Origin of the sequence: Leclercia pneumoniae (assembly GCF_017348915.1) — a bacterium.
GTDB classification, from domain to species: domain Bacteria; phylum Pseudomonadota; class Gammaproteobacteria; order Enterobacterales; family Enterobacteriaceae; genus Enterobacter; species Enterobacter pneumoniae.
Genome location: NZ_CP071383.1, coordinates 3,916,735 through 3,932,279, shown reverse-complemented (window position 1 = coordinate 3,932,279; position 15,545 = coordinate 3,916,735). Strand labels below are relative to the sequence as shown.

Genomic DNA, 15,545 nt, shown 5'->3' with positions numbered 1-15,545 from the left:
TGTGCTGAATCAGGAGGTTAATAATGTTATCTGGGCAAACACCTACCCGGCAATGGAACACCAGACGCACGGAAAAAGCGCGTCGTCTGGCATCCGTACCGGTTCAGGGCAAGGTACTGCCGACTGGCGATTTTGTCGCCATGCTGGAAAAACTGATCGCACCAGGCGACAAAGTCGTTCTGGAAGGCAACAACCAGAAGCAGGCAGATTTTCTTTCCCGCTCACTCGCTGAAGTGAATCCGCAAATAGTGCATGACCTGCATATGATCATGCCAAGCGTCGGGCGCAGCGAGCATCTGGATATCTTCGAGAAAGGGATCGCCCGTAAGCTGGACTTCTCTTTCTCGGGTACCCAGAGCCTGCGTATTTCGCAGTTGCTGGAAGATGGCCAGCTCGAAATTGGCGCGATCCACACCTATATCGAACTCTATTCCCGCCTCTACGTCGACCTCTCGCCCAACGTGGCTCTGATTGCCGGTTTTAAAGCGGACCGTAAAGGTAACCTCTATACCGGGGCGAGCACCGAAGATACCCCGGCGCTGGTTGAAGCCGCCGCGTTCCACGACGGGATCGTCATCGCACAGGTGAACGAGCTGGTGGACGACGAATGCGATCTGCCGCGCGTGGATATTCCAGGCTCCTGGATCGACTACGTGGTAGTGGCCGACAAGCCGTTCTTTATTGAACCGCTGTTCACCCGTGACCCGCGTCTGATCAAACAGGAACACATCCTGATGGCGATGATGGCGATTAAGGGCATCTACGCGGAACATCAGGTGCAGTCCCTCAACCACGGGATCGGCTTTAACACCGCAGCGATTGAACTGCTGCTGCCGACCTACGGCGAACAGCTCGGCCTGAAGGGCAAAATCTGTAAGCAATGGACCCTGAACCCGCATCCAACGCTGATCCCGGCGATTGAAAGCGGCTGGGTGGAAAGCGTGCACTGCTTCGGCGGCGAGCTGGGGATGGAAGAGTACATCCGCGCCCGTCCGGATATCTTCTTTACCGGTGCCGACGGCTCCATGCGTTCCAACCGCGCCTTCTGCCAGCTGGCAGGCCAGTATGCGGTAGATATGTTTATCGGCTCCACCCTCCAGGTGGACGGCTACGCTAACTCCTCAACCGTGACCCGCGGGCGTCTCTCCGGCTTCGGCGGTGCGCCAAACATGGGCCACGATCCGCACGGTCGTCGCCACGCCACACCGGCCTGGCTGAACATGATTACCGAGCCTGACCCACTGCAGCGTGGTAAAAAACTGGTCGTACAGATGGTGGAAACCTTCCAGGCAGGCGTGAAGCCGACCTTTGTGGAGAAACTGGATGCCGTTGACGTGGCGAAAGCTTCCGGGATGCCGCTGGCGCCAGTGATGATTTACGGCGATGACGTGACCCACGTTCTGACCGAAGAGGGGATTGCTTACCTCTATCGTGCCAAAGATCTGGAAGAGCGTCGGGCGATGGTTGCTGCCGTGGCGGGGATCACCGATATCGGACTGGGCGTAGACGCCAAACGCGTCGCAGAACTTCGTCAGAGCGGAAAAGTGGTTTACCCGGAAGATATGGGCATTCGCCGCACCGATGCCACCCGCTCACTGCTGGCGGCGGGCAGCGTGTCTGACCTCGTTGAGTGGTCCGGCGGTCTGTATAACCCACCTGCGAAATTCCGGAGCTGGTAATGAAACTTCTGCCCCAGATTCAGGTTGAAGGCGGTGCCGAATGGCTGGCGCGAACCGCCACGCAGTGTCTGATTGACGAAGCACGATTAAGCCCGAAACCCGGTCTGGTGGACAGTCGGGGGAACGGCGCGCACCACGATCTTACGCTGGCGCTAATGGAGCGCTCCGCGCACAGCCTGACCCCTACGTTTCAGGCGCTGGCGCAGCAAAGCTGGCAGCGTCCGGCTGACATCGCGCTCAGGCAAACCGTCGGGCGGCTTGGCCGCGAAGGCGAGCAGCAGATGATGAAGGCAACCGGCGGGGTCAATACCCACCGGGGTGCGATTTGGGCGCTGGGATTACTGGTCAGCGCGGTGGCGATGCAGGGCGGCGACGCCTCTGCGCAAACCGTCGCAGAGACCGCCGCCCGGCTGGCAAAACTGCCGGATGACGCCGCACCGAAAGTGTTCAGCAAAGGGCTACGCGCCACGCATCGCTATCGCGTGCCGGGCGCGCGTGAAGAGGCACAGGAGGCGTTTCCGCACATCATGCAGCGTGCGCTGCCGCAGCTTCGTCTGAGCCGACTTCACGGCAGCAGCGAAGCGCAGGCGAGGCTCGACGCGCTGATGGCCATCATGACGTCGCTTACCGATACCTGCGTGCTGTCGCGCGCCGGAATGGAGGGGCTGGACGCCATGCAGGACGGCGCCCGCGCCGTGCTGAACGCCGGAGGATGTGCCACGCCCGCAGGCCAACTGGCGCTGGCAACGTTAGATCGTCAGATGCTGGCACTCAACGCCTCACCGGGCGGTGCTGCCGACCTGCTTGCCGCCACGCTGTTTCTCGACCGCGTCGAAACGCCATATTCAAAGCATTAAGAGGATGTTATGGAAAAAATCACATTAACCATGCCCGCCAGCCGCGCGTTAAGCGGTAAGGCGCTGGCAGGGGTTGTCGGTTCCGGGGATATGGAGGTGCTTTTCGCCGCCGAACCGGGCCAGACGTTAACCATTGATATCACCACTTCCGTCGACAACAGCCGCGGTCGCTGGGAAGCCCTGTTTACCCGCCTGCAAACCGTCAGCAGCCTGCCCGCAGGCAAACTGACCATCCACGACTTCGGCGCGACGCCGGGCGTGGCGCGCATTCGTATCGAACAGGTTTTTGAGGGGGTGAGCCATGCGTGATGACAGCAGCTTTATCGAACTAAAAGCACGTCAGCGTGCGCAGGCGCTGCTGGATGAGGGCAGCTACCGCGAACTGCTGGATCCGTTTGAAGGCATTATTTCTCCGTGGCTGGGGCCGCAGGGGATTGTGCCACAGGCCGACGACGGCATGGTGGTAGCGAAAGGGACCATCAACGGTCAGCCTGCCGTGGTAGTTGCCATCGAAGGCGCGTTCCAGGGCGGCAGTATGGGTGAAGTGTCCGGTGCCAAAATGGCGGCTGCGCTGGAGCTGGCGGCGGAAGATAACCGCAACGGCATCCCGACTCAGGCGGTGCTGTGCCTCGAAACCGGCGGCGTGCGCTTGCAGGAAGCCAACCTGGGCCTGGCGGCGATTGCCGATATCCACGCGGCGATTGTCGATCTGCGTCGCTACACGCCGGTGATCGGCATTGTGGCCGGGACCGTGGGCTGCTTCGGCGGGATGTCCATCGCCGCAGCGCTGTGCAGCTACCTGATTGTGACCCGCGAAGCGCGTCTTGGCCTGAACGGCCCACAGGTTATCGAACAGGAGGCGGGGATTGAAGAGTACGACTCCCGCGACCGTCCGTTTATCTGGAGCATGACCGGCGGTGAAGTGCGCTATGAAAGCGGCCTGGTGGATGCGCTGGTAGGTGACGGCGTGAATGCGGTGAAAGCAGCAATGAACGACGCGATGGCGAAAGGCGTGCCGGCGAAACACCGTACCGATAACTACGACGATTACCTGAACCGTCTGACCAATTTCGACACCCGCAAACAGGCCGATGCCGAACAGATCAAAGCGCTTTTTGCCCGGGAGGTGAAATGATGAGTAATTCAATGAGCCGTGGCGAACTCTGGCTGGAAACCCTCGCCCCGAACGCCAAACGTCTGGAAGGGCTCTGCCCGTCCGTGCAGGCCGCAGACGGTGAGCTTAACGGTGAAACGGTACGTTTTGTCGCCGTCGTTCCGGATGCCAACAACCACTATCCGCGTGCCGCGCAGGGCGAAGTGGGCCTGCTTGAAGGCTGGACGCTGGCAAAAGTAGTCAGCGAAACCGTTGCCGCTGATGCCGATAAAGCCGTTAAACGCCCGATTGTGGCGGTGATTGACGTCCCAAGTCAGGCCTATGGTCGTCGTGAAGAGGCGTTTGGTATTCACCAGGCGCTGGCCGGTGCCGCTGCGGCCTACGCTAACGCGCGCCTGGCCGGTCATCCGGTGATTGGCCTGATTGTCGGCAAAGCGATGTCCGGCGCGTTTCTGGCGCACGGCTACCAGGCTAACCGCCTGATCGCCTTTAACGACAAAGGGGTGCTGATCCACGCAATGGGTAAAGAGTCAGCGGCGCGTATCACCCTGCGTACCGTGGAGGCGCTGGAAAAACTGGCGGCCACCATTCCGCCGATGGCGTATGACATCAGCAACTACGCCACGCTGGGGCTGCTTTCCAGCCTGCTGGATATCAACAACCCGGATGCCCCAACCGATAACGATCTGGCGCAGGTGAAAACCACGCTGCAACAGGCCATCAACGACGCGCGTCAGGACGCCACCCTGAAAAACCGCTTAGGCGCTGACAATCGCCGCAGCTCGGCACTCGTTCGCGAACGCATGCGAGCCAGCTGGTAAGTAAAAAGAGACCTGCCAGATGCACGTCCCCGTGGGCGCACTCGTTGCGCCCACACGGGAGGCTGCATCCTGAAAATAATAAACATCGCGCCAGTGCTTAAACTTTTTTACTACAGGTGATTTATGACTTACGTAATTGTTCATGCTCTTGCACCGATTTTTGTCATCATGCTGCTGGGATTCTGGGCCGGTAAGGCAAAGATGGTCGATAACAAAAATGTTTCCCTGCTTAATATTTTCGTCATGGATTTTGCACTGCCTGCCGCGCTGTTCAGCGCCACCGTGCAAACGCCGTGGACCGGCATCGTGGCCCAGTCGCCGCTGATTCTGGTGCTGACTCTGGCGATGTGGATAACCTATGCGGCCATCTATTTCCTCGCCACCAACGTCTTTAAAAAATCTCCGCAGGATGCGGCCGTGCTGACGCTGACCGTCGCCCTGCCGAACTATGCGGCGCTCGGCCTGCCAATCCTGGGCAGCGTGCTGGGTGAAAGTTCTTCTACCTCGCTCTCTGTGGCGGTCTCCATCGCCTGCGGCTCCGTACTGATGACGCCGTTCTGCCTGCTGATCCTTGAGCGTGAAAAAGCGCGCGCCGAAGGGAATAACTCCGGCTCAACCCTCTCCATGCTGCCGGTGCTGATGTGGCGCTCGATTAAAAAACCGATCGTTATGGGCCCGCTGCTGGGGGTGATCCTCTCCGCTATCGGCATCAAAATGCCGGAACTGGTTCTCGCGGCGATCAAACCGCTGGGGCTGTCTGCCACCGCAGCTGCGCTGTTCCTGACCGGGGTGATCCTCTCTGCCCGTAAGCTGCAGATCAACACCATGGTGATCACCTCCACCATCGCCAAGCTGCTGATCCAGCCTGCGATTGCCTGGGGTATCGTTTTAATCTTCGGTCTGCACGGTTCTGTGGCGATCACCGCTATCCTGATGATTGCGCTGTCCGCGGGCTTCTTCGGCGTGGTGTTCGGTAACCGCTTTGGCGTGCAGTCACCGGATGCGGAAGCCGTGCTGCTGTTAAGCTCCGTACTGTGTATCCTGTCGCTGCCGCTGTTTATCTCGTTGACTTCAGGAATGTAATCATGACCACAACATTACGCCCCCACGACCTCATCTGGCTTACCGCGCGTGACGCGCTGGAAGGCATCACCGAATCCTGGGTGGAGGCGGCCTGGCATACCGGCCTGCCGGTCGTGGTGCGGCGTGATGTTGATAGCGAAGGCCGTATTCCCGTTGGCGTGCGCGGATTGCGCCGCGACCAGCGGGCGGCCGGATGGGTGAAGCCAGAAAACGTGTTGCGTGTGGTGTCGCCCGAATCACTGAGCGTAACGGCCGATCTGCTGCGCTCGCCCTTTGTGACGCAGCCGCCGGTTCAGGTGGCGCTGCAACTTTCCCAGCAGCCGTGGCCGTGGTCGTGGGGCATTACCGGCAGCACCGGTTACGCGCTGGCAACCGGCATTCCGGTTATCCATGCCGACAGCGATCTCGACCTGCTGATCCGCGCGCCGCAGCCTCTCTCCCCCGATGCGTTTGCTGCCTGGCAAGCCCGGCTTAGCCGCGCGCTGTGCCGGGCAGATACGCAGGTGGATACGCCCGAGGGCGGCTTTGCGCTGGCGGAGTGGCTGCGCGACGGCAAAACGCTGCTGAAAACACGCCGCGGGCCGCGTCTGGTGACGGACCCGTGGCACAGGGAGGCGTGATGAAAATACTGTTTACTTTTCCGGGGCAGGGCACGCAGCATGAAGGCATGCTGCAAAACCTGCCGGGCACCGAGCTGGCACAGGCGCGCGAGGTGCTGGGGGCGGAGGTTGATACGCTGGATAGCGCTGCTTCGTTATCCCATACCCGCGCGGTGCAGCTTTCGCTGCTGATAGCCGGTGTCGCCTGGGCGCGCGAGCTTGAGCGACACGGCGTAACGCCGGATATCGTCAGCGGGCTTTCCATTGGCGCATACCCGGCGGCGGTTATCGCGGGCGCGCTGGATTTCACCGACGCGCTCAGGCTGGTCGCGCTGCGTGGCGATTTAATGGAGCAGGCGTATCCGCACGACTATGGCCTGACGGCGATTATGGGCTTGACCCTGCCGCAGGTGGAACAGCTTATCGAAGGCACCGGAACCTATATTGCGAACCTGAACGCCGAAACGCAGATCGTGATCGCCGGACGCGATGACGGGATGGCGCAGGTAGCCGAGCGCGCGCTGGCGAAAGGGGCGAGCAAGGCCAAACGACTGGCAGTCAGCGTACCATCGCACTGCGCGCTGCTGGCGGAACCGGCGCAGAAGCTGGTGGCGGCGTTTGAAAACGTGACGCTCTCTCGCCCACGCTTAGCCTATCTTAGCGGCAGCACCGGCCGCGTACTGTGGCAGCCGGAGAAGATCGCCGACGATCTGGCGATGAATATGGCCCGCACCGTGCGCTGGCAGGAGGCAGTCATTTCAGCCAACGAACGCGACGCGCGACTGGCTATTGAGATGCCGCCCGGCGGCATATTGACCTGCTTAACGCGCCAGGCGGCGTGGGAAGGGGAGTCTATATCGCTGGAACGCAGCGGGGTTGAGGTAGCGGTCCATTTGGCGGGGCGGCTTAAGCGGTGAGTTTTGCCCAACGGCGCTTTCGAAAAACGTAAGGCAAGTTAGGCGCTTATAGCTCAGGGTGGATATCTCCCTGAGCATGCGTCAGCGACGCTGATGATGAGTGTTAGAGTAAACACCCTTTTTTAATTAAATCGTTTGCCTGCTAAAGTTGCTGGTAAAGCCTATGGCTCAAATCTTCCAGCTCGTCATTCTCTTTACGGAGCGGTAGCCCATTTTTGTGAAGAACAATATCGTTAAATGATCCCATTCCACCGTAAACTTTTTTTAATGCGAATATTGAAGTTTCACAGTCGACGCCAAGTTCACTACCAAGTGTCTCAAAGGTTTTGGCCCATGCATTCTCATTGTTTGAGCGCAGTACGCTAATAATATTGGTTAACGTTTTCTATATTTCATTTATCATTTCAAATCACACTATTCAGTATTCTAACACCAGGTGTTTTCCACGGTTCACGCACGAGTTCTTGCTCCGTTCCAGTGAAAAATGCGGCAGTTGGAATGGGAGAGTAACTCTACTACGCTGGAACACAGCAGCGTTGAGATAGGATGATAGCAGCGCTTCCTGAGCACATTTTCGTTATGCCGGGTACGGATGTCAGGGGCAATCATTAAGCGCTTAATGACCTCTTGTCCGCACAATTTCTGCTGTTAATGCGTCATAAAGTTGATCCTGCAGTATGTTCAACTCTCTGTTTTCACTAGTTAACATTTGACCGTTTTGATGTAAAACTACGTCATTAAATGACCCAGCGCCACCGAATGTACGTTTAATCTTGATTAACGTTGTGTCGTAATCTACCTCCAGGTCCTTGCTGAAATTCTGAAATGTTGCAGCCCATTTCGTTTCACCACTATCTGAAAGCAGATGGGTTATTTTTACCAATAATTTCTGAAAATTAGCTTTCATTTTAGATTACCAAAACCTAGTGTTTTCACTCCTGGTATATCCCATGGAGCTGGAATTAAAACCTGTTCTGAACCACCCGCATAGAAACCCGTTTGGTAACCGACATTTCCAATATAGACCTTTGAGCCAGCAGGTATTTCTACTTCAAAGTAACTATTAATTATTGATTTGCTTCCATCAGGCCATTCAGGCAGGACTGCTTTATCGATTCGAGTTTGGATAATACCTTGAGGTTTCTCGTAACTAAAAAAACGTCCTAAATCAGTACCGTTCTGGCCGCCTCGATAGAAAACTGTATCTTCAGAAAGCGTTATTTCTTTATATACACCTCCTGAGAACGTTTCAGCAAATCTATTACTCAATGGTCCAGGCTTGATCATCGAATATTCACCCTCGACCTTTCCAAGAACATGGAGATTCTCCAGTTCAGAAAGCTCACTTGCCGTACCTAGTCGACTAAGACCAAATCCCGCAGCGACAGAAGCGCCAGCAATGATTAGCCCCTTATTGTCCATGACTTCAGTGTATCCGGCTGGCGCATCACCACCAAGTTGCTCCGCTGTTTGCCTAAAGCCTTCAATGTTGCCGTTGTAGATTCCACCTGCCGCCAGTAATCGTCCGGCTGCTTTGCTGTTAATGGTTTTGGTGGCCTGTGCGTGCTGTACGGGAGCATCGGAATCATGTTGTTTAATGGTCGGAGCAGGTTTTCGTCCCGGGTGTGCGTTCAGGCAATGTTCGTAAATATTCCGTACTTCTCGCTGGAAACTGTCGCTATAGCTGTCCATGAAACAGTCATAAACCAGATTACCGTCGTCATCGAAGAAGAAGGGGTTGCGGAAACGGTCCCACTTCTCTGCGGTGTTTACGCCAACCATCCAGCCATGCTCTAGATTCCATTTTACTTCATCATAAAGGCCGTCGTATTCAATGTGGCGCTTGCGTTTGTATGGCTGTGCCGCGAAGCGGTGGTATACGCCGTCACGTCGCCTGGGGATGGTAAAATGTTGAAAACGGGTTTGAGGGTCATATTTTAGATAATCCAGTTCATAAAATACGCTTGCCATTTCCAGTGCATCGCGTGGCGTGAGGATGAACTGAATATCACCCGGTGCTAGATCACAGCCCGCATCCCATTTCATATAGAGTGTGAACATCCTGTTCCTGCTATAAGCCATGTTGTTTTTGTGGATATTCAGAGATAACGGATGATAAGTCAAACGTGGCGTTCAGTTTTAGTAAACCCTGGAACAGGGGGAATGCACCAGGCTTACGGGGCCGAGGTATCTGCTGTGAGGCTTCGCGCATACATCCGCCCTTCGGCGGCCAGTGCGCGCAGGCTGGGATCCTGCTCGCGGTTGCGGGCAAAGACGATGGCGATCAACTGCTGCATCTGATACGGCTGCGCCAGCTTCAGTAGCTGCACCGAGTTCTCATACACTTTCTTCATCCTGCCCGGCATCAGCGTAAAGCCGACCCCCGCCTGCACCAGGCTCAACATAGAGAAAATGTCGTTCACACGCGTGACGATTTCCGGCTCGAATCCGGCGATGTGGAACGCTTCCTGGAACCCGGCGTAGGTGGCGAACCCTTCTGCAAGCGCGACGAATTTCTGATCTTTATAATCACGCAGGTCGGCCAGCTCGCCGGTGTTGAGGGACGCAGACGCCGGTGCGGCAAGGAAAATGTCGTCGTGGAACAGGGGAAGCACTTCAAGACTGTTACGATCGATATCGCTTTCGGAAATGGAGATCAAAATCGCGTCCAGCGAGCCTTCGTCCAGCATATGCAGTAACGTTTCGTTGGAGCCCATCGTCAGATCCATCTCCAGATCCGGACGGCGCAGCTTCATGCCCATGATCAGGCGCGGCACGGTCTCCAGCGTTAGCGAATAAAGCGTGCCGACGCGCAGCCGTCCCTGACCTATACCGGCAATTTTACGGGACTCTTCCACGCCGCGCGCCATGACCTGCATCACCTCCTGGCAATACTCCAGCAGCGTCCAGGCGGAGGGGAGCGCAATCAGGTTGCGCCCCTTATGGGTGAAGAGCGGGCAGCGCACGTTCTCTTCCAGGGTGTGCAGCGCGCGGTGCACGCTGACACCGCTGAGGCCCAGAGTTTCGGCGGTACGCGCGATATTGCCCTTCTCCATGAACGTCATGAAGATGCTGAGCTTGCGAAATGTAATGTCGCTCGTGGTATCGAAACTCATACTCCTCCCGGCGGTTTAGTCGGCCTGTAGCATCGCTTCCAGCTGTTCCTGGGCGTCCAGCCACGCCATCTCACACTCTTCGAGGCTGGATTTGGTTTTGGCCTGGGTTTGCAGGCAGTCCGTCAGCTCGGCCTTGCGGCTCTGATCGTACAGCTCGCTGTCGCCCAGCTTCTCTTCAACGGCCGCAAGCGTGGCGTTAAGCTTTTCCATCTCTTTTTCCAGACGCGCGATCTCTTTACGCAGCGGTTGCGTCTGGGTGCGCAGTTCCGCTTCCCGGCGCTTCTGGTCTTTACGCGCCTGCGCGCTGTTGGCGTTGTCTTTTGCCGACTCGTCCGGCTGGTTTTCCTGCTTCTGCACGTCCGTCAGCCACTGCTGATAGTCTTCCAGGTCGCCGTCGAACGGTTCGACCTTGCCGTCGTGCACCAGATAAAGATCGTCCGTGGTGGAGCGGATCAGGTGACGATCGTGCGAGACAACCACCAGCGCGCCTTCAAACTCGATCAGCGCTTCGGTTAGCGCCTGACGCATGTCGAGATCCAGGTGGTTGGTCGGTTCATCGAGCAGCAGCAGGTTCGGACGCTGCCAGACGATCAGCGCCAGCACCAGACGGGCTTTTTCCCCCCCGGAGAAGCGCTCGGTATTCTCAGTGACTTTATCGCCCTGGAAACCAAACCCGCCGAGGTAGTCGCGCAGCTTCTGCTCCATCTCCTGCGGTGCCAGCCGCGCCAGATGCTGAATCGGCGATTCATCCGCGCGTAAAAATTCCAGCTGGTGCTGGGCGAAGTAGCCAAGCTTAATGCCCTTTGCCAGACCGATTTCGCCGCTGACCGGGTTAAGCTCGCCCGCCAGCAGTTTGATCAGCGTTGATTTACCGGCACCGTTACGCCCCAGCAGACCAATACGTGAACCCGGCACCAGGTTGAGCTTGATAGAGTCGAGAATCGTACGCTCGCCGTAGCCTGCGCTGACCTTTTCCATCTTCAGCAGCGGGTTCGGCAGGCTCTCCGGCGCGCGGAAGCTGAAGTGGAACGGGTTATCGACGTGCGCAGGCGCAATCATCTCCATGCGTTCCAGCATCTTGATGCGGCTTTGCGCCTGTTTGGCCTTCGAGGCTTTCGCTTTGAAACGATCGACAAAGCTCTGCAGGTGCGCCACGCGCTGCTGCTGGCTTTCATACATCGATTGTTGCTGGGCAAGACGCGTTGCGCGCTGGCGCTCGAAGGAGCTGTAGTTGCCGGTGTATTCGAACATCGTTTGCTGTTCGATATGGATAATTTTATCCACCACCGGATCGAGGAAGTCGCGGTCGTGGGAAATCAGAATCAGAGTGCCCTGATAGCTCTTGAGCCACTTCTCCAGCCAAATAACCGCATCGAGATCGAGGTGGTTAGTCGGTTCATCAAGCAGCAGTAAATCAGAGCGGCAAATCAGCGCCTGCGCCAGGTTAAGGCGCATACGCCAGCCGCCGGAGAAGTCGCTCACCGGGCGTTCGAGCTGGTCGTTGCTAAAGCCCAGGCCGTGCAGCAGGCTGGAGGCGCGGGAGCGGATGGTCCACGCGTCGATGGCGTCCAGCTTGCCGTGAACGGTGGCGATAGCGTGGCCGTCGTTGCGCTCGTTTGCGGCATTGAGCTCCGCTTCCAGCTTGCGGTATTCGCGGTCACCGTCAATCACATAGTCGAGCGCCGGTTCGCTCAGTGCGGGCGTCTCCTGGTTAACCCAGGCGAGCTGCCAGTTTCCGGGGTAGGTAAAGTTGCCGCCGTCAGCGCTAATCTCGTTTTTCAGCAGCGCCAGCAGGGTGGATTTACCGCAGCCGTTTTTGCCGACCAGCCCGACCTTCTGGCCAGGGTTGATGGTGGCAGTGGCATTGTCCAGCAGGACGCGCACGCCGCGACGAATTTGTAACGAGGAGAAAACAATCATAGAAGCGCCGTATGTTCCGACTATGTTAATTTGTCATTATGATAATGTAAGGTGTGGACCATTTGCCGCCGCACCGGGCCGCCATGGTAGCCCAAAACAACAACGATACACAAAAACAGAAACCTTACCGGGAGGGGAATGATGTCTCAGACAGCCAAAGTGCTGCTGCTGTATGCCCATCCGGAATCTCAGGACTCGGTGGCGAACCGGGTACTGCTTAAGCCGGCGACACAGCTCAGCAACGTCACAGTGCACGATCTCTACGCGCACTATCCTGATTTCTTTATTGATATTCCCCATGAGCAAGAACTCCTGCGTCAGCATGATGTGATTGTCTTCCAGCATCCGCTTTATACCTATAGCTGCCCGGCGCTGCTGAAAGAGTGGCTGGACCGCGTGCTCAGCCGGGGTTTCTCCAGCGGCGTGGGGGGCAATCAGCTGGCGGGAAAGTACTGGCGGAACGTGATCACTACTGGCGAGCCAGAGAGCGCCTACCGTCACGATGGGCTTAACCGTTATCCCATGAGCGACATTCTGCGGCCTTTTGAGCTAACGGCGGCCATGTGCCATATGCACTGGCTCAGTCCGATTATTATCTACTGGGCGCGTCGGCAGCAGCCGCAAACGCTGGCAAGCCATGCCAAAGCCTATGGTGACTGGCTGGCTGACCCCCTGCCGACGGGAGGCCGCTGATGGAAGGTTCCGATCTGTTACTGGCAGGCGTTTTATTCTTATTTGCGGCGGTGGTCGCCGTGCCGCTGGCCGCGCGGCTGGGTATTGGTGCGGTGCTGGGTTATCTGCTGGCCGGCATCGCCATTGGTCCGTGGGGGCTAGGCTTCATTAGCGATGTCGATGAAATTCTGCATTTCTCCGAGCTTGGCGTCGTATTCCTGATGTTTATCATCGGCCTTGAACTCAACCCGGCGAAGTTGTGGCAATTGCGGCGCTCGATTTTTGGTGTGGGCGCAGCGCAGGTGCTCTGTAGCGCAGCGGTGCTGGGTGGCCTGTTGATGCTGACCGATTTCTCCTGGCAGGCGGCGGTCATCGGCGGGATTGGCCTGGCCATGTCCTCCACGGCGATGGCATTGCAGCTTATGCGTGAAAAAGGGATGAACCGTAACGAAGCCGGGCAACTGGGCTTCTCGGTATTGCTCTTTCAGGACCTGGCGGTGATTCCGGCGCTGGCGCTGGTACCGCTGCTGGCCGGTTCCGGCGATGACCATTTCGACTGGATGAAGGTTGGCATGAAAGTGCTGGCGTTTATTGGCATGTTGATTGGTGGACGCTATCTGCTGCGGCCGGTATTTCGCTTTATTGCCGCGTCCGGCGTGCGCGAAGTCTTTACCGCCGCCACGCTGCTGCTGGTATTAGGCTCGGCCCTGTTTATGGATGCCCTGGGGCTGTCTATGGCGCTGGGCACCTTTATTGCCGGGGTGCTGCTGGCGGAGAGCGAGTATCGCCACGAGCTGGAGATGGCAATCGATCCGTTTAAGGGCTTGCTGCTGGGGTTGTTCTTTATCTCCGTGGGCATGGCGCTGAATCTGGGGGTGCTCTATACCCATCTGCTGCTGGTCGTGGTAGGCGTAGCCTTGCTGGTGGCAGTAAAAACCCTGGTGCTCTATTTGCTTGCGCGAATCTATGGCCTGCGCAATTCTGAAAGAATGCAGTTTGCTGGCGTATTAAGCCAGGGCGGTGAGTTCGCTTTTGTGCTCTTCTCCACAGCATCTTCCCAGCGTTTGTTCCAGCATGATCAGATGGCGCTGCTGCTGGTGACCGTGACCTTATCGATGATGACCACGCCTCTGCTGATGAAATTGATCGATAGACAACTTTCGCGGCAGTTTAATCCTTCAGAGGATGAAGACGAGACACCATGGGTCGAAGACGATAAACCGCAGGTGATCGTGGTGGGCTTTGGGCGATTTGGTCAGGTGATTGGGCGTCTGTTAATGGCGAATAAGATGCGGATCACCGTGCTCGAGCGCGACATTAGCGCGGTAAATTTGATGCGCAAATATGGCTATAAGGTTTATTACGGTGATGCGACTCAGGTTGAGCTGTTGCGTTCTGCCGGGGCTGAAGCGGCGGAATCCATTGTGATTACTTGTAATGAGCCTGAAGACACCATGAAGCTGGTGGAGATTTGCCAGCAGCATTTTCCGCATCTGCATATTCTGGCCCGCGCGCGGGGTCGCGTAGAGGCCCATGAGCTACTACAGGCGGGGGTAAAACAGTTCTCCCGCGAGACCTTCTCCAGTGCGCTGGAGTTGGGGCGCAAAACGCTGGTTACCCTCGGCATGCACCCGCATCAGGCCCAGCGCGCGCAACTGCATTTTCGTCGTCTGGATATGCGTATGCTGCGTGAACTGATGCCTGTGCATACCGACACGGTGCAAATCTCCCGCGCGCGGGAAGCCCGGCGTGAACTGGAAGAGATTTTTCAGCGTGAGATGCAGCAGGAACGACGCCAACTGGACGGCTGGGATGAATTTGAATAAAGGGTAACGAAAGATGGCTGTACGTAAACGCTTTATCGCGGGCGCAAAATGCCCATCCTGCCAGGCGCAAGACACGCTGGCGATGTGGCGCGAGAATAATATTGATATCGTTGAGTGTGTTAAGTGCGGCCACCAGATGCGCGAGGCTGACAAAGAGGCCCGCGATCACGTTCGCAAAGAAGAGCAAGTGATCGGCATTTTCCATCCGGACTAGCGATATGCCCCGAGTTTTTTTAAGCTAAAGGGTACACAGGTGCAGATTTCCGTTACAATCTGCGCCAGCAATTTTCCCACGCTCAGGAGATATCATGAAAGTAGCAAAAGACCTGGTGGTCAGCCTGGCCTATCAGGTACGTACAGAAGACGGTGTATTGGTTGATGAGTCTCCGGTGAGTGCGCCGCTGGACTACCTGCATGGTCACGGTTCCCTGATCTCCGGCCTGGAAACCGCGCTGGACGGTCATGAAGTCGGTGATAAATTCGATGTTGCTGTTGGCGCAAACGACGCTTACGGTCAGTACGATGAGAATCTGGTTCAGCGTGTTCCTAAAGATGTATTTATGGGCGTTGACGAGCTGCAGGTTGGCATGCGCTTCCTGGCAGAAACCGACCAGGGTCCAGTACCGGTTGAAATCACCGAAGTTGAAGACGACCACGTTGTTGTTGATGGCAACCACATGCTGGCTGGCCAGAACCTGAAGTTCAACGTTGAAGTTGTTGCGATCCGCGAAGCGACCGAAGAAGAGCTGGCTCATGGCCACGTTCACGGTGCGCACGGTCATGACCACGATCATGATCACGGTCACGACGGCTGCTGCGGTGGCCACGGCCACGGCCACGATCACGACCATGGTCACGACCACGGTAAAGGTGGTTGCGGTAACGGCGGCTGCGGTTGCCACTAATACCTTGCAGGTAATAAAAAAGCGGGATTATCCCGC

At 57.1% G+C, this 15,545-nt stretch carries 17 protein-coding genes; 12 read left to right on the top strand and 5 right to left on the bottom strand.

Going from position 1 to position 15,545, the window contains the following annotated elements:
- The first annotated feature begins 23 nt into the window (after positions 1-23).
- The 8 genes from mdcA to mdcH all read left to right on the top strand — a co-directional run bounded on the left by mdcA (position 24) and on the right by mdcH (position 7,070).
- Positions 24-1,679, top strand: a complete 1,656-nt coding sequence (mdcA, locus tag JZ655_RS19165) for a malonate decarboxylase subunit alpha (protein WP_207292510.1) — start codon at positions 24-26, stop codon at positions 1,677-1,679.
- The gene (locus JZ655_RS19160; protein WP_046886744.1) at positions 1,679-2,536 is read left to right on the top strand and encodes a triphosphoribosyl-dephospho-CoA synthase; all 858 of its coding nucleotides are present in this window, start codon (positions 1,679-1,681) and stop codon (positions 2,534-2,536) included. Before mdcA ends, JZ655_RS19160 begins: the two co-directional genes overlap by 1 nt.
- Before the next feature lie 9 nt (positions 2,537-2,545).
- The gene (gene mdcC / locus JZ655_RS19155; RefSeq protein ID WP_006177845.1) at positions 2,546-2,845 is read left to right on the top strand and encodes a malonate decarboxylase acyl carrier protein; all 300 of its coding nucleotides are present in this window, start codon (positions 2,546-2,548) and stop codon (positions 2,843-2,845) included.
- The gene (locus JZ655_RS19150) at positions 2,838-3,671 is read left to right on the top strand and encodes a biotin-independent malonate decarboxylase subunit beta (protein ID WP_207292509.1); all 834 of its coding nucleotides are present in this window, start codon (positions 2,838-2,840) and stop codon (positions 3,669-3,671) included. The genes mdcC and JZ655_RS19150 overlap by 8 nt, the downstream gene beginning before the upstream one ends.
- Positions 3,671-4,471 carry a biotin-independent malonate decarboxylase subunit gamma gene (gene mdcE / locus JZ655_RS19145; protein ID WP_040078329.1) on the top strand — a complete coding sequence of 267 codons (801 nt, stop codon included), beginning with the start codon at positions 3,671-3,673 and terminating at the stop codon, positions 4,469-4,471. Before JZ655_RS19150 ends, mdcE begins: the two co-directional genes overlap by 1 nt.
- Before the next feature lie 123 nt (positions 4,472-4,594).
- The gene (locus tag JZ655_RS19140) at positions 4,595-5,554 is read left to right on the top strand and encodes an AEC family transporter (protein ID WP_046886741.1); all 960 of its coding nucleotides are present in this window, start codon (positions 4,595-4,597) and stop codon (positions 5,552-5,554) included.
- A gap of 2 nt (positions 5,555-5,556) precedes the next feature.
- The gene (locus JZ655_RS19135; RefSeq protein ID WP_207292508.1) at positions 5,557-6,174 is read left to right on the top strand and encodes a malonate decarboxylase holo-ACP synthase; all 618 of its coding nucleotides are present in this window, start codon (positions 5,557-5,559) and stop codon (positions 6,172-6,174) included.
- Entirely contained in the window at positions 6,174-7,070 is an 897-nt protein-coding gene (gene mdcH / locus JZ655_RS19130) for a malonate decarboxylase subunit epsilon (RefSeq protein ID WP_207292507.1), read from the top strand. The genes JZ655_RS19135 and mdcH overlap by 1 nt, the downstream gene beginning before the upstream one ends.
- Positions 7,071-7,212: 142 nt before the next feature.
- On the opposite strand, the gene JZ655_RS21680 is transcribed toward mdcH, so the two are convergent.
- From JZ655_RS21680 to JZ655_RS19110, 5 genes are all read right to left on the bottom strand, one after another.
- On the bottom strand, positions 7,213-7,428 hold the full coding sequence (locus JZ655_RS21680; protein WP_425352495.1) for a DUF6966 domain-containing protein: 216 nt from the start codon (positions 7,426-7,428) through the stop codon (positions 7,213-7,215).
- Between the two features lie 258 nt (positions 7,429-7,686).
- Positions 7,687-7,977, bottom strand: coding sequence for a DUF6966 domain-containing protein (locus JZ655_RS19125; RefSeq protein WP_207292506.1), 291 nt, complete (start codon positions 7,975-7,977; stop codon positions 7,687-7,689).
- On the bottom strand, positions 7,974-9,131 hold the full coding sequence (locus tag JZ655_RS19120; RefSeq protein ID WP_207292505.1) for a DUF8093 domain-containing protein: 1,158 nt from the start codon (positions 9,129-9,131) through the stop codon (positions 7,974-7,976). The genes JZ655_RS19125 and JZ655_RS19120 overlap by 4 nt, the downstream gene beginning before the upstream one ends.
- Positions 9,132-9,244: 113 nt before the next feature.
- Positions 9,245-10,186 carry a LysR family transcriptional regulator gene (locus JZ655_RS19115; protein WP_040078335.1) on the bottom strand — a complete coding sequence of 314 codons (942 nt, stop codon included), beginning with the start codon at positions 10,184-10,186 and terminating at the stop codon, positions 9,245-9,247.
- A 15-nt stretch (positions 10,187-10,201) separates the two neighbouring features.
- Entirely contained in the window at positions 10,202-12,106 is a 1,905-nt protein-coding gene (locus JZ655_RS19110) for an ABC transporter ATP-binding protein (protein WP_040078336.1), read from the bottom strand.
- A gap of 141 nt (positions 12,107-12,247) precedes the next feature.
- On the opposite strand from JZ655_RS19110, the gene kefG reads away from it, so the two are divergent.
- The 4 genes from kefG to slyD all read left to right on the top strand — a co-directional run bounded on the left by kefG (position 12,248) and on the right by slyD (position 15,509).
- Positions 12,248-12,799 (top strand): glutathione-regulated potassium-efflux system ancillary protein KefG, encoded by a 552-nt coding sequence (gene kefG, locus JZ655_RS19105; RefSeq protein ID WP_207293883.1) that lies wholly within the window; start codon positions 12,248-12,250, stop codon positions 12,797-12,799.
- Complete coding sequence (kefB, locus tag JZ655_RS19100) at positions 12,799-14,604, top strand: glutathione-regulated potassium-efflux system protein KefB (protein WP_046886733.1); 1,806 nt, start codon at positions 12,799-12,801, stop codon at positions 14,602-14,604. The genes kefG and kefB overlap by 1 nt, the downstream gene beginning before the upstream one ends.
- A gap of 13 nt (positions 14,605-14,617) precedes the next feature.
- Positions 14,618-14,818 carry a YheV family putative zinc ribbon protein gene (locus JZ655_RS19095; RefSeq protein ID WP_003861689.1) on the top strand — a complete coding sequence of 67 codons (201 nt, stop codon included), beginning with the start codon at positions 14,618-14,620 and terminating at the stop codon, positions 14,816-14,818.
- A gap of 94 nt (positions 14,819-14,912) precedes the next feature.
- The gene (gene slyD, locus JZ655_RS19090; protein ID WP_207292504.1) at positions 14,913-15,509 is read left to right on the top strand and encodes a peptidylprolyl isomerase; all 597 of its coding nucleotides are present in this window, start codon (positions 14,913-14,915) and stop codon (positions 15,507-15,509) included.
- Positions 15,510-15,545: the final 36 nt, after the last annotated feature.